Origin of the sequence: Burkholderia sp. RF7-non_BP4, from assembly GCF_001521935.1 — a bacterium.
Lineage (GTDB): Bacteria > Pseudomonadota > Gammaproteobacteria > Burkholderiales > Burkholderiaceae > Burkholderia > Burkholderia diffusa.
In genome coordinates this window covers 125,056-139,051 of sequence record NZ_LOTA01000078.1, presented here as the reverse complement: position 1 = coordinate 139,051, position 13,996 = coordinate 125,056, and the positions used below count along the sequence as shown (strand labels likewise).

Genomic DNA, 13,996 nt, shown 5'->3' with positions numbered 1-13,996 from the left:
GAAATCAGGCCTGCACGGTGCGCTGGCGCTGCTCGCCGAGCCCGTCGATGCCGAGCGTGATCACCTGCCCGGCGCGCAGATAGACCGGCGGCTTCTGCCCGAGGCCGACGCCCGGCGGCGTGCCGGTCGAGATCACGTCGCCCGGCTGCAGGCTCATGAAGCGGCTCAGATAGCTGATCAGATGCGGCACGCGGAACACCATCGTCGCGGTCGTGCCGTTCTGGTAGCGGTGGCCGTCCACCTCGAGCCACAGCCGCAGCGCGTGCGGATCGGGCACTTCGTCGGCCGTCACGAGCCAGGGCCCAAGCGGGCCGAACGTGTCGTTGCCTTTGCCCTTGTCCCACGTGCCGCCGCGCTCGAGCTGGTATTCGCGCTCCGACACGTCGTTCACCACGCAGTAGCCGGCGACGTGCGACAGCGCGTCGGCCTCGTCGATGTAGCGGCCGCCCTGGCCGATCACCACGCCGAGTTCGACTTCCCAGTCGGTCTTCTCCGAGCCGCGCGGAATCTCGACGTCGTCGTTCGGACCCGAGATCGCGCTCGTCCATTTGCCGAACACGACCGGCTCCTTCGGGACTTCCATGCCCGATTCGGCCGCGTGGTCGGAATAGTTGAGCCCGATGCAGATGAACTTGCCGACGCGGCCGACGCACGCGCCGAGTCGCGGCGTGCCTTCGACGAGCGGCAGCGACGACGGGTCGATGTCACGCAGCCGCGCGAGCGACGCGGGTGTGAGCGCATCGCCGGCGATGTCGTCGATCACGCCCGACAGGTCGCGAATCTTTCCCTGCGCATCGAGCAGGCCGGGCTTTTCGTGGTGTTTGTCGCCAAATCTCAGCAGTTTCATGTCGTGTGAGGAAACGGAAAGTGAATGGAACGGCGCGGTCGGCCAGACGCGGTCGGCCAGACGCGGTCAGTTCGACCAGCCGCCGTCGATCAGGTGAATCGCCCCGGTCGTGAACGACGCTTCGTCCGACGCGAGATACAGCGCGAGCGCGGCCACTTCGTCCGCGGTGCCGATGCGGCCCATCGGCTGGCGCGCGACGAACGCCTCGCGCACGGTGTCGGTCGACACCTGGCGCGTGCGCGCCTGCTCGGCGATCCGCTGTTCCAGCGACGGCGACTCGATCGTGCCCGGGCAGATCGCGTTGCAGCGGATGCGCTGCTCGACGAAATCGGCGGCGACGGACTTGGTCAGGCCGATCACGGCCGCCTTGGTGGTGCCGTAGACGAAGCGGTTCGGCACGCCCTTCACGCTCGACGCAGCCGACGCCATGTTGATGATCGACGCGCCGCCCGCTGCCAGCATCGCCGGCAGCAGCGCGCGGATCAGCCGGTACATCGACGTGACGTTGAGGTTCAGCGAGAACGCCCACGCGGCATCGTCGCAATCGAGGATCGAGCCGTGGTGCACGAACCCCGCGCAGTTGAACAGCACGTCGAACGCACGCTCCTGCGCGGCGAGTGCCGACACGTCGCCCGCATCGGTCACGTCGAGCCGCCGCGTGGCCAGCCTGCCGCCCGCGCGTTCGGCGTCGGCCGCGAGTTGCGCGAGCGCGGCTTCGTTGATGTCGGTCGCCAGCACGTCGGCGCCCTCGCTTGCGAACCGCAGCGCGGTCGCGCGGCCGATACCCTGCCCGGCCGCCGTCACCAGCGCGCGCTTGCCCTGCAATCTCATGAGCACCACTCCTGTAGAAGCCGGCCGAGCCGACCAATTGGCACAAAGGACCAAAGGTCCAACCAATCATAGGAACAGATTCCGGATTTGTCACGATCGCGTGATTCAGTATTTTCCCGAACGGCAAAATCGGGCCGGCAGGCGGTGCGAGCTACTTCGGTTACCGTCTTTTTCCGATTCCGGAGAGCGATCACTTGCCCCGCAAAGCCAATGCCGGCGCGGGTTTGCGCCGGTCTCGGGCGCCTGTGTCGCGCCTCCGTCGCGGCGAAACTGACAAAAACGTCATGTTCCCGTCAGGGTGTCAACGGGGGACGCGCGCGATCATGGCGTTGCCGGACCGCGCTGCCCGGACCACCGCACCCCGCCCGTCGCAGATCCCTGACGGGCACCTCCGTCCCCCGCGGTGTCCACGTGACTGAGCGAGCAGACATGGTGGCGCGGGCCGATTTTCCGCCCCGGGCGTTCGCGTCCGGGGCGCTTTTGTCGTTGGTTTTTCAAGAAAATGCGCGTCGATTGTTTCTAAATCGGCAAAAGGTAATTTGAGCCAGACAGGATGTTTTTTCCGGTCACAGACGCTTACATTTAGCGCACCACTCATGGAAACCGCTACGGAATCGCCGTTGGGTAGTGACATCCACTGCCACGGCCGAAACCGCACGAGCTTTAGGAAACGGCAAATGAAGGCCTCCAAATCCCTGCCTGTGCTCGATCCCGCCGACGTCCACGTCGAAATTCTGGAACGCTCCGATACGCTGCTCGTCGTCCGCTGGGTCGAACCCGGCCGCTGTCACTACGGCGAACAGCGCTGGCGCCGCCGCTTCGCGCAGCGCACCGGCACCTGCGCGCTGTCGCGCCAGGTCATCCAGCGCGGCGACGAAGTCTTCCGCCCGGCCGAGCGCCCGGCACCGGCAAACGCGGCCGCGATGATCTCCGCCGCCGAAGTGCTCGCCCTGGCCGGCAGCCGGTAACGCCCGTCGCGCGACGCGCAAGCCGGCCTAGAACCGCCGGTCTAGTTCCTCCGCTTGTCTGCCCCGCCCGCGCGGACTATCGTTACAGCATTCAATGTAACGATTACACGTCGTGGCGCACCGGCCACGCCGATGGAGGCAGACATGCATGCATGGAGCGCGCGCCACGTCCCGGCGCAAGGTGGCAAAGTCGCGGTCGTGACCGGCGCCAACAGCGGGCTCGGCTGGCAGATCGCGGAAACGCTGGCCGCCAAGGGCGCGACGGTCGTGATGGGCTGCCGCGATGCCACGCGCGGCGCGCAGGCCGCCGATGCGATCCGCCGATTCCATCCCGCCGCCCGGGTCGAAGTCGATCCGCTCGACCTCGCCGATCTCGCGTCGATCCAGCGCTTCGCCGCCGACGTCTCCGACCGCCACGGCCGCGTCGACATCCTCTGCAACAACGCCGGCGTGATGTTCCTGCCGCTGCGACACACGCAAGACGGCTTCGAGATGCAGTTCGGCACCAATCACCTCGGCCATTTCGCGTTGACCGGGCATCTGCTGCCCGCGCTGCGCGCCGCGCGGCGCGCGCGGGTCGTGACGATGTCGAGCGGCTTCAACCGCGGCGGCCGGATCCGCGTCGACGACCTGCGGGCCGAGCGCGGTTACAACCGTTATCTCGCCTACTGCGACAGCAAGCTCGCGAACCTCGTGTTCGCGATCGAACTGCAGCGCCGCTTCCAGCGCGCGGCGTTCGCGGGCATCAGCGTCGCCGCGCATCCCGGCTATGCGGCGACCAATCTGCAGTTCGCGGGCCCTGCGATGGACAGTTCGCCCACGCGCGCCGCGTTGATGCGCGCGGCGAACCGTTATCTCGCGCAACCGGCCGACCAGGGCGCACTTCCCGCGATTCACGCGGCGACGTCGCCCGACCTCACCGGCGGCTCGTACATCGGACCGTCCGGCTGGTTCGAGTCGCGCGGCCTGCCGGCACCCGCGAGCGTGCCGCGCGCGGCGCGCGATGTGGCGACCGCCGCGCTGCTGTGGGAGGCCTCCGAAGCCGCGACGGGCGTGCATTTCCTGAGCTCGGGCATGGCCGCGGGTCGCCCGCCCGCCACGCCGTTCGACACGGCGACCGAGGTGCGTTGAATCACGCGCAGTTCTCCTCAATATTTGCCATGCTTATTACACTCGCAGAAATGAAAGCTTGGTGAAAGCCCGGTTGAACAGCTGACTGTTACCAGTCCGGAAACAATCTATCGTCAAAATCAGCGTTTACCCTGCACGACCCGGTGACTAAGATTTAGTCAATCGCTGCAGACATGGTGTCGAAAGCGAACCCAATAAAACACCGGAGGTCATCATGAAATCGCTCGTTTCCGCAGTCGTTGCCGCTGTCGCCCTGTCCGCTTCGTTCGGCGCTTTCGCACAAAGCACCGTGACCCGCGCGCAAGTCCGCAACGAACTGGTCCAGCTCGAACAAGCCGGCTACAAGCCGGGCGTGTCGAGCCCGTACTACCCGAACGACATCCAGTCGGCGGAAGCGCGTGTTCATGGTGCCGACGCCAGCGGCTACGGCGCGCAACCGGTTCCGGTCGTCCACTCGGGCGCCCCGGTCGCCGCAGCGTCGTCGAACGCGCGCGACTCGATCTTCTTCGGCCAGTAAGCCGACGCGCCCCTGGCGGGCGCATCGCGCATCGCGCGACGAAGCTGTACCCGGACGAGCCCCTGATGCGGGCTCGTCTTGTTTTGTGAAACGCATACCTCCGCCGCCCGGCAGCGGGTGGCTTCGCCCGGGCGCGCTGCGTCCGGGCGCTTTTTCCACGGCGAGGTATGCGTGGCTTTGCGGTATGCGCCGGTCAACGCCCCGCGGCGGCGGCAGGCGCCGCACGCGACAGCACACGCCAGCGCGACAGCAGTTCGTCGCGATCGACGTAGCAGCCCTGCAGATGCCGGCGACCCGTCGACGGATCGAACTCGGTGCGCGCATGCAGCACGCGCCGGTTGTCGAACGCCCACATGTCGCCCGCCCGCAGGCGGCGCTGCACCCGGAAACGCGGCTCGCGCGCGAGCGCGAGAAACCGCCGGTATGCGCGATAGACGGCCGCGACCGATTCGGCCGGCGCATCGAGCGGCCCGCGCAGGAAGTTCGCGACGCGCACTTCCGTCACGTTGCCGCGTGCATCGAGGCCGATCACCGGCGCCGAGCAGCGGTAGTCGCTGTTCGCACTCTTGTTCCAGAACTCGAACGGCGTCGAGGCAAGGTATTCGAAATCGGCCGGATAGTCGCGCCGCAGCGCTTGCGCGAGCGCAAAGCCGTCGAGGAAGATGCTGTCTCCGCCCGTTGCGTCGTTCGCGAGGCAATGCAGGAACTGCACGCCCGGCTGCAATTCGCGCGTCGGCAGGTCGGTGTGCGGCGGCAGGTTGAGCGACGTATAGGCATTGCTGTCCGGCCGCGGCTTCGATTCGACATCGAACAGCACGCCGAAATTGCTTTCGCGGATCAGGCCGACACGACGCGCGATCTGGTCGACCCGGCCGCGTTCGGCCGGCACGCCCTCGACGAGCGTCAACCCCGTGCGCTGCAACGCGGCGAGCCACGCGCGCAACGCGCCGTCGTCCTCCATCACGTCACGCCACGCGAACACGCCGATCGCCGTCGCATCGTCGCCGGCCCATACGTGCCGCCCGTGCGCGGCCTGGCGTTCCGCGCGCGACGCATCGTCGTATGCATGCGCGCGCAACCATCCCGGCGACCAGGTGCTGCGATGCCCGTCGTTCCACTCGACGTGCAGCGCGCCGTCGGTTTCGACATGCACGGCGAGCGCCGACAGATCCTCGCGCGCGTCGGCGATCTCGAACACCTGTTCGCGCGTGAGCGCGTGCACGCACGCCGAACACGCGCAGTTGTCGCGCAGCCAGTCGAAGTGAAACGGCGATCGTCGCGTGTCGCTCCACTCGACGTCCACCGTTCCATCGCCGATCGTCGCCGCCGCAATGGCCGCGTCGGCGGAAAAGGTCCGCCAGTCCTCGATACGGTGTTGCGCTGCCTGCATCGTTGCCTCCCGGAAACGCCCGCTACGCGTGTGGTGCGAGCAGAAACCCGCCGATGATCCGGTGCATCCGCGCCGCCTGCGGGCTCGTTCCGAGCGCGCGCCAGCAGCCGTGCACCAGCCCCTCTCCCCTCCAGTAACGCGCGGCGCCGCCGGCCGCAAGGATCCGTTCGACGTAGACGCGCGCATCGTCGCGCAGCGGATCGTGTTCCGCGCCGATCGCGAGCACGGGCGGCAGCCCGTCGAAGCGCGACGCCGCGAGCGGCGCCGATGCGCGCAGCAGCGGATCGTCGTTCAGCGCGGTTTCATCCGCATCGCCCCAGTACAGCGCGCGATAGCGATGAACGTCGTCGAGCGTCAGCATCGGCGCGTGCGCTTCCGTCTCGCGCGCCGGCGATTGCGGTTCGATGCCGAGCATCGGATACACGAGTGCGATCCCGTCGATGCCGCCTTCGCCCGCGTCGCGCAGCGCGGTCGCGACGGCCGCCGCGAGATTGCCGCCCGCACTGTCGCCCGCGAGCGTCAGCGGTCGTGCGCGCGAGCCGAACGGCCAGCGGGTTGCATCGCGTGCGGCGCGCGTGACGGCCAGGCAATCCTCGAGCGCGGCCGGCGCACGATGCTCGGGCGCGAGCCGGTAGTCGACCGCGATCACGGCCAGCCCCGTGTCGGCCGCTAGTTGCGCGGTGATCAACGCGTGACTGTCGAGCGAGCCGACGACGAAGCCGCCGCCATGAAAGAACAGCACGGTACCGCGCGGCTCGCCGTGCGCAGGCGCGTAGCGCCGGAGTGCGATGGCGCGTCCGTCCGGCGCTTGCCACGCGGCGTCCTGCTGCACGATGCCGGGCGGCAGTTCGGCGGGCGTCCATGCGGCCGCGAAGCGGTCGTAGACGCGGCGTTGCTCGACGGGCGAGCGCGCCGCCGCGTCGGCCGGATACCACGCGTCGACGGCTGCAACGAACGCCGCGATTTCCGGTTCGAGCATCGTGTGCGCTCCGCGGTCGAAGATTGAACGTTGAAACCTGAACGTTGAACGTCGACGCTAGCGACGTGGCGGCAGTCCGATCACGCGCCCCGCATACGCGGGCGCCGCACAATCGCGCTGCAATGCATGCAGTTCGGCCACGCGCGCGGCGACGTCGTCGTCGAACGGCGCCGATTTCGCGCCGTCGCGCGTATCGACATGCAGCAGCATCTGCTCGCTCGCCGACACCGCGCCGTCATGGCCGTCCGCGAACAGCTCGAGATACAGGTGCAGCCGCTTCGCGTCATGCGCGAACACCCGCGCATCGACGCGCACGCGCGTGCCTTCCTTGATCTCCTGCAGATAGTTCACGTGCGCTTCGAGCGTATAGACCGAGCGGCACCGCTCGCGACGCGCGGCGTCGTCGAGACCGATGCGGTCGAGCAGCGCATCGGTCGCGAAGCTGAAGATCAGCAGATAGAACGCGTCGCGCAAATGGCCGTTGTAGTCGACCCACTCGGGCCGCACGACATCGTGGTAAATCGTCAGCGGGGTATCGCCGGTCATGTTCGTTCAGTCCTCGAATCGCATCCCGTGCCGCGCCTTCACCGCGGCGATCGCCTTCAGCACCTCGGTGATGCACTCGTCGCGATAGCGTTCGAGTTCCTTGATGCTGCGCGTGCCCTGCTGCTCGCTCGTGCCTTCGACGACGCTGTCGATCAGTTCGTCGGTCAGTTTCGGCGCGACCAGCTTCGTCCATGGCAGTTCGAGCGCGGGGCCGAACTGCTGCATGAAGTGTCGCATGCCGGCATCGCCGCCGGCCAGCGTGTAGGTCAGGAACGTGCCCATGAACGACCAGCGGATGCCCGCGCCGAAGCGGATCGCATCGTCGATCTCGCCGGTCGTCGCGACGCCTTCGTTGACGAGATGCAACGCCTCGCGCCACAGCGCTTCGAGCAGCCGGTCCGCGATGAAGCCCGGCACCTCCTTGCGCACGTGCAGCGGCCGCATGCCAAGCTTGCGATAGATCGCCATCGCGGCCTCGACCGCTTCCGGCGACGTGCGCGCGCCGCCGAGCACCTCGACGAGCGGCAGCAGGTAGACCGGATTGAACGGATGGCCGACCACGCAGCGCTCCGGGTGCGTCGCACGCGCGTAGAAGTCGGTCGGCAGCAGCCCCGACGTCGACGACGCGATGATCGCGTCGGGCTTCGCCGCGCGGCTGATCTGTTCGTGCAGTTCGAGCTTCAGCGTCTCGCGCTCGGGCGCGCTTTCCTGGATGAAGTCCGCGTCGGCGACGCAGGCCTCGATCGTCGACTCGAAGCGCAGCCGCGCGGGATCGGCGCCCGGCGCGAGGCCGACGCGTTCGAGCGCGGGCCACGCATTCGCGACGTTCGCGCGCAACCGCTCCTCGGCGCCCGGCGCGGGGTCCCACACGACCACGTCGAGACCGTGCGCGAGCGCACGGCAAATCCATCCGCTGCCGATCACGCCGGTGCCGATCGCGGCGAACGTCTTGATGTCGGTCTTCACTGCCATGTCACGCATCCTTCAAATCGAGTGAAATCGGACGGCGACCGCGCCCGTGCGCGCCGCCGCATTGAATCGGAATCAGCCTTGCAAACTCACGCGAATTCGGTCACCGCGCGGCGTTCGAGCGGACGCTCGCCGCGCGCCGGCAGGCCGAGCTTGCGACGCCCTTCGGCCGGCGTCAGCACGCGGCCGCCGAGGCGTTCGACGATTTCCCGCGCACGCTCGACGAGCGTGCCGTTGGTCGCGTGCACGCCGCGATCGAGCCAGATGTTGTCTTCGAGGCCGACACGCACGTGACCGCCGAGCAGCATCGCCTGCGCGACCATCGGCATCTGCATGCGGCCGATCCCGAAGCCGGCCCAGTGCGCGCCCGGCGGCAGGTTGTCGACCATCGCCTTCATCGTGCCGGTGTCGGCCGGCGCGCCCCACGGAATGCCCAGACACAGCTGGAACAGCGGCGGATCGTCGAGCAGCCCTTCCTTCAGCAACTGCTTCGCGAACCACAGATGGCCCGTATCGAAGATTTCCAGCTCCGGCTTCACGCCGAGTTCCTGGATGCGTTTCGCGCCGGCGCGCAGTTGCGCGGGCGTCGATACGTAGATGTAGTCGCCGTCGCCGAAATTCAGCGTGCCGCAGTCGAGCGTGCAGATTTCCGGCAGCAGTTCCTCGACGTGCGCGAGGCGCGTGAGGCCGCCGACGAGATCGGTGCCCTTGCCGAAGCGCATCGGGTCCTCGCCCGGGCCGATCTCCAGATCGCCGCCCATGCCGGCCGTCAGGTTGATGATGACGTCGACGTCCGCCGAGCGGATCCGGTCGACCACTTCGCGGTACAGGTTCGGGTCGCGGCTGCCGCGGCCCGTCTGCGGGTCGCGCACGTGGCAGTGCGCAACCGTCGCGCCGGCCTTCGCCGCTTCGATCGCGGCGGCCGCGATTTCCTTCGGCGTGACCGGAATCGCCGGATGCTTGCCGACCGTGTCGCCCGCGCCGGTGACCGCGCAGGTGATGATGACTTCGTGGTTCATGCTGAATGCCCTCGCTTGATGCTGTTCGTGTCGCTCGTTTTCCGTCGTACTGCAGATTATTTGTCGCTGCGCGCCGCCCGCTCGCGGCGCGCGCGGGCCGTTACAGGCCGAGATACGCCTTCACGGCAGGCAGGCCGTCCTTGCCGTCGAACGTCTTGACGCCGGCGAGCCAGGCATCGAGCACCTGCGGATTCTTCTTCAGGTATGCCTTCGCGGCGTCGGCCGGCTTCGTCTTGTTCATCACCGACTGCATCAGCTGGTTCTCGAGCTGCGTCGTGAAGCGCAGGTTCTCGACGAGCTTGCCCGCGTTCGGGCAGCGCGAGATGAAGTCGGGCGCCGTCAGCGTGTACACGCGGGCTTCGCCGTAGTTCGGGCCGAAACTCGCATCGCCGCCGGACAGGTAGTTCATGCTGATCTGGATGTTCATCGGATGCGGTTCCCAGCCGAGGAACACGACCCACTTCTTCTCGCGGATCGCGCGCTCGACCGTCACGAGCATCCCGGCCTCGCTCGATTCGACCAGCTTGAAGCCGCCCAGACCGTACTGGTTCGTGTCGATCATCTTCTGGATCGTCGCGTTCGCGCTGCTGCCCGGCTCGATCCCGTAGATCTTGCCGTCGAGTTCCGCGCGGTGTTTCGCGATGTCATCGAAGGTCTTCAGGCCGGCCTGGTATTCATAGCTCGGCACCGCGAGCGTCGCCTTCGCGCCCGACAAATTCGGTGTCTCGACCACGTTGATCGACTTGCTGTCGAGGAACGGCTGGAGCTGCTTTTGCTGCACCGGCCACCAATAGCCGAGCGAGATGTCGAGCTGCTTGCTCTTCAGGCCGGCGAACGAGATCGGCACCGATGCGATCGTCGTCGTCGGCTTGTAGCCGAGCCCTTCGAACACCGTCGACGCGAGCGCCGTGGTGGACGTGATGTCGGTCCAGCCGATGTCCGCGAAGCGTACGTTGCGGCAGGTCGCTGCTTCCGTTTCGGCGTGCGCCGCGGTCGCGAATGCGCCGGTCGCCAGCACGGCCGCGACGAACGCGGCGATCTTTGTCGACTTCATGGTTTCTCTCCCGATTGGACCGATGTCCGACGGGTTCGCGGAGTGCGTCCCGGCCTGCATCGTGGGAGTAAAAGTAACGAGCCATATTGGTCGAAAGACGACCGGCGGCGACCTTTTCTTGACTATTTGCGACTATGAGTGGAAACCACTATGCGCGAGCAATGGCTTGTACGGCGGGGGTTTGAGGCGAATTTCGGCGAAGCGGGGGTTGCCCGGATGCGGCGTGATGGATGCCGACGGAGCGTGCTTCGGCGGTGGCGCCGGAACGCGCGTGATGTCGATTCCGGCCGGGCCGGTGCGGGCCGGCGCCCGACACGTTATCGCGGTACCTCGACGTAGGTTTCCCGGCAGATCTCGCGCAGCGCCTGGACCAGCAGATCCCGCGTCGGCGCATGCGATTCGGCGGCGCGCGTAAACAGCGCGATGGGCGGCAGCGTCCAGACCAGCGAGTAAGGCACGATCGCCACGCCGGCGATGCGCACCATTTCTTCGGCGATATCGGCCGGCACGATCGATACGGCGTCGTCGCTCGACGCGATCATTTCGCCGATCAGCTTCGACGAGTAGCTTTCGACGATCGGCACGGGCGGCGCGATGCCGGCCGACAGGAACAGGTCCGTCACCTGCTCCCGCATCGGCGTATGCGGCGCGCCGAGAATCCAGTCCAGTTCGCGCAGCTTCTCCCAGTCGAGCTTCATGCGCGCCAGTTTCGCGGCGAGGCGCCGGCTCGCGATCATCCGCGGCTGCTGCTGGTACAGAACTTCGAAGGAAACCTGGCCCAGATCGACCGCCGACGACGCCCGCCCGATCACGAGGTCGACGCTGTGGTCCTTGAGCTGGAGCAGCAACTGGTCGCTGGTGCCTTCATGGATCGTCACGGTCAGGCGCCGCTCCATCCGGGATTGCAGCCGCTTGAGCGCCGCCGACAACATCTGGCCCGAAATAAACGGAATCACGCCGATATGCAGGTGGGCCGCGTGGCCGGCGGCGACCGCCTCCATCTCGCGGGCGAGATGGTCGAGGTCCTTCAGCATCGCCCGGGCGCGCTCGAGCACGACCGAGCCGAGCGCGGTCGGCCGCATCCCGCGCGACGAGCGCTCGAACAGCGGCGTGCCGAACATGCTTTCCAGCTCGGACAGCGCGTTCGTGACGGCAGGCTGGCTGCTGGCCATGTGCTCCGCGACGCGCGTCAGCGACCCGTGCTGCTGGATCTGCAGCAACAGCATCAGGTGCCGCATCTTCAGGCGCGCACCGAGCCGCCGGACCACGTCGTTCGCGTCGAATGTCATTGCCGAACCGCCATACCATCATGAAAAAGTGATGGACCGATATTAAAACAGAATCATCTCCTTATGGCCGATCCCTAGAATCACCTCATGGATCGCGTCGGGACTGGCCTGGCGCGCACGCCCGGACCCAAAAACATGAAACAGACAGAGACTCAGCAGCAGGCCGCGTACGACTATCACGAGTTTCCGACCCCGGGGAAGATCTCCGTCGTCGCCAGCAAGCCGCTCGTGACGCAGCGCGATCTCGCGCTCGCCTACACGCCGGGCGTCGCCAGCGTGTGCGAGTCGATCGCCGCCGAGCCGCTGAACGCGCATCGCTTCACGAGCCGCGGGAATCTGGTGGGCGTCATCACCAACGGCACCGCCGTGCTGGGTCTGGGCAACATCGGCGCGCTCGCGTCGAAGCCGGTCATGGAAGGCAAGGCCGTGCTGTTCAAGAAGTTCGCGGGGATCGACGTGTTCGACATCGAGATCAACGAGACCGATCCGGACAAGCTCGTCGACATCATCGCCGGCCTCGAGCCCACCTTCGGCGGGATCAACCTCGAGGACATCAAGGCGCCCGAGTGCTTCACCGTCGAGCGCAAGCTGCGCGAGCGCATGAAGATTCCGGTCTTCCACGACGACCAGCACGGCACCGCCATTACCGTGGCCGCCGCATTCATCAACGGGCTGAAGGTGGTCGGGAAGTCGATTTCCGAGGTGAAGGTCGTGACCTCGGGCGCCGGTGCCGCAGCGCTGGCCTGCCTGGACCTGCTCGTCGACCTCGGGCTGCCGGTCGCGAACATCTGGGCGACGGATATCGAAGGCGTCGTCTACCGCGGCCGCACCACGCTGATGGACCCCGCCAAGGAACGCTTCGCGCAGGAAACCGACGCGCGCACGCTGTCCGAAGTGATCGGCGACGCCGACGTGTTCCTCGGGCTGTCGGTCGGCGGCATTCTGAAACCGGAGATGCTGAAGGCGATGGCCGCGCGCCCGCTGATTCTCGCGCTCGCCAATCCGACGCCGGAAATCTTCCCGGAACTCGCGCATGCGACGCGCGACGACGTCGTGATCGCGACGGGCCGCTCGGATTTCCCGAACCAGGTCAACAACGTTCTCTGCTTCCCGTACATTTTCCGCGGCGCACTGGATGTGGGCGCAACGACGATCACCCGCGAAATGGAAATCGCCGCGGTTCACGCGATTGCCGGCCTCGCGCAGGAAGAGCAGAACGACATCGTCGCGGCGGCCTATGGCGGCGATGAAGTGTCCTTCGGTCCGCAATATCTGATTCCGAAGCCGTTCGATCCGCGCCTGATCGTTCGCATCGCGCCGGCCGTGGCCAAGGCCGCGATCGAGGGCGGCGTGGCGACGCGCCCGCTCGCGGATCTCGACGCGTATGTCGAGCAGCTGCAGCAGTTCGTCTACCACTCGGGCGCGTTCATGAAGCCGCTGTTCGCGACCGCGCGTCAGCTCGTGCGTGATGGCGGCAAGGCACGCATCGTGTTCACCGAGGGCGAGGACGAGCGTGTGCTGCGCGCGGTGCAGGTCATCGTCGACGAGAAGCTCGCGCGTCCGATCCTGGTCGGGCGTCCGGAGGTGCTGCTCGCGCGTATCGAGCGGTTCGGCCTGCGCCTGCGTCTCGGTCAGGATGTCGAAGTGACCAATCCGGAATATGACGAACGTTTCCCGCAATACTGGACGACGTATTGGGAATTGCGCTGCCGCGACGGCATCTCGAAGGAAATGGCGCGCGTCGAAATGCGGCGCCGCCTGACGCTGATCGGCGCGATGATGGTGCGGCTCGGCGATGCGGACGGGATGATCTGCGGGACGGTCGGCGAGTATCACAATCACCTGCGGTTCGTGGACGAAGTGATCGGCAGGAAGCCCGATGCGTCGACCTACGCCGCGATGAACATCCTGCTGCTGAATCAGCGGACGGTCGCGCTGGTCGATACGCACGTCAACGACAACCCGGATGCGGAGCAGATCGCGGAATTCACGATCGCGGCCGCGCGGCAGATGGAGTGGCTGAATCTCTCGCCGAAGGTTGCGCTGCTGTCGCGGTCGAACTTCGGGTCGGGGAGCGCGGCTTCGGGCGTGAAGATGCGCCGGGCGCTGGAAATCATTCGCGCGCAAGCGCCGGATATCGAGGCGGATGGCGAGATGCACGGCGACTGCGCGCTCGACGAGGCGCTGCGTGCGCGGCTGCTGCCGATGTCGCCGCTGAAGGGTGCGGCGAACCTGCTCGTGTGTCCGAACGTCGATGCGGGGAATATCGCCTATAACCTGCTCAAGACCGAGGCCGGCAGTAACGTTGCGGTCGGGCCGTTCCTGCTGGGCGTCAACGGGCCGGTGAACATCCTCACGTCCAGTGCGACCGTGCGACGGATCGTGAACATGACGGCGTTGACGGTGATCGAGGCGAATCGCAACGCGGCCGTGTAATTGCGGTCGATGCGGGGTCG

Annotated in this window: 13 protein-coding genes; 4 read left to right on the top strand and 9 right to left on the bottom strand. The window is 67.0% G+C overall.

Annotated features, from left to right (window positions below):
• Window positions 1-4: 4 nt before the first annotated feature.
• Together WS49_RS24795 and WS49_RS24790 are read right to left on the bottom strand one after the other, a co-directional pair.
• On the bottom strand, window positions 5-847 hold the full coding sequence (locus WS49_RS24795) for an ureidoglycolate lyase (protein WP_059534249.1): 843 nt from the start codon (window positions 845-847) through the stop codon (window positions 5-7).
• A gap of 66 nt (window positions 848-913) precedes the next feature.
• The gene (locus WS49_RS24790) at window positions 914-1,678 is read right to left on the bottom strand and encodes an SDR family oxidoreductase (protein WP_059534356.1); all 765 of its coding nucleotides are present in this window, start codon (window positions 1,676-1,678) and stop codon (window positions 914-916) included.
• Window positions 1,679-2,355: 677 nt separating this feature from the next.
• Here WS49_RS24790 and WS49_RS24785 point away from each other — a divergent pair.
• The 3 genes from WS49_RS24785 (at window position 2,356) to WS49_RS24775 (ending at window position 4,294) form a co-directional block, all read left to right on the top strand.
• Window positions 2,356-2,646: a DUF3331 domain-containing protein gene (locus WS49_RS24785; RefSeq protein ID WP_044847789.1), complete on the top strand. Its 291-nt coding sequence runs from the start codon at window positions 2,356-2,358 to the stop codon at window positions 2,644-2,646.
• Between the two features lie 144 nt (window positions 2,647-2,790).
• The gene (locus WS49_RS24780) at window positions 2,791-3,777 is read left to right on the top strand and encodes an oxidoreductase (protein ID WP_059534355.1); all 987 of its coding nucleotides are present in this window, start codon (window positions 2,791-2,793) and stop codon (window positions 3,775-3,777) included.
• Between the two features lie 214 nt (window positions 3,778-3,991).
• Window positions 3,992-4,294 (top strand): DUF4148 domain-containing protein, encoded by a 303-nt coding sequence (locus tag WS49_RS24775; RefSeq protein ID WP_059534248.1) that lies wholly within the window; start codon window positions 3,992-3,994, stop codon window positions 4,292-4,294.
• Between the two features lie 193 nt (window positions 4,295-4,487).
• On the opposite strand, the gene WS49_RS24770 is transcribed toward WS49_RS24775, so the two are convergent.
• The 7 genes from WS49_RS24770 to WS49_RS24740 all read right to left on the bottom strand — a co-directional run bounded on the left by WS49_RS24770 (window position 4,488) and on the right by WS49_RS24740 (window position 11,540).
• Window positions 4,488-5,684, bottom strand: coding sequence for a TauD/TfdA family dioxygenase (locus WS49_RS24770; protein WP_059534246.1), 1,197 nt, complete (start codon window positions 5,682-5,684; stop codon window positions 4,488-4,490).
• Window positions 5,685-5,706: 22 nt separating this feature from the next.
• Window positions 5,707-6,663, bottom strand: a complete 957-nt coding sequence (locus WS49_RS24765; RefSeq protein WP_059534244.1) for an alpha/beta hydrolase — start codon at window positions 6,661-6,663, stop codon at window positions 5,707-5,709.
• A gap of 57 nt (window positions 6,664-6,720) precedes the next feature.
• Window positions 6,721-7,209, bottom strand: a complete 489-nt coding sequence (locus WS49_RS24760) for a thioesterase family protein (protein WP_059534242.1) — start codon at window positions 7,207-7,209, stop codon at window positions 6,721-6,723.
• Between the two features lie 6 nt (window positions 7,210-7,215).
• A complete protein-coding gene (locus tag WS49_RS24755) occupies window positions 7,216-8,181 on the bottom strand; it encodes an L-carnitine dehydrogenase (RefSeq protein ID WP_059447726.1) in 966 nt (321 codons plus the stop codon).
• An 86-nt stretch (window positions 8,182-8,267) separates the two neighbouring features.
• Window positions 8,268-9,197 (bottom strand): 3-keto-5-aminohexanoate cleavage protein, encoded by a 930-nt coding sequence (locus tag WS49_RS24750; RefSeq protein WP_059534240.1) that lies wholly within the window; start codon window positions 9,195-9,197, stop codon window positions 8,268-8,270.
• A gap of 100 nt (window positions 9,198-9,297) precedes the next feature.
• Window positions 9,298-10,251, bottom strand: a complete 954-nt coding sequence (locus WS49_RS24745) for a choline ABC transporter substrate-binding protein (protein ID WP_059534238.1) — start codon at window positions 10,249-10,251, stop codon at window positions 9,298-9,300.
• A gap of 317 nt (window positions 10,252-10,568) precedes the next feature.
• Window positions 10,569-11,540 (bottom strand): LysR substrate-binding domain-containing protein, encoded by a 972-nt coding sequence (locus tag WS49_RS24740; RefSeq protein WP_059534236.1) that lies wholly within the window; start codon window positions 11,538-11,540, stop codon window positions 10,569-10,571.
• Between the two features lie 135 nt (window positions 11,541-11,675).
• On the opposite strand from WS49_RS24740, the gene WS49_RS24735 reads away from it, so the two are divergent.
• Window positions 11,676-13,976 (top strand): NADP-dependent malic enzyme, encoded by a 2,301-nt coding sequence (locus WS49_RS24735; RefSeq protein ID WP_059534353.1) that lies wholly within the window; start codon window positions 11,676-11,678, stop codon window positions 13,974-13,976.
• Window positions 13,977-13,996 lie beyond the last annotated feature (20 nt).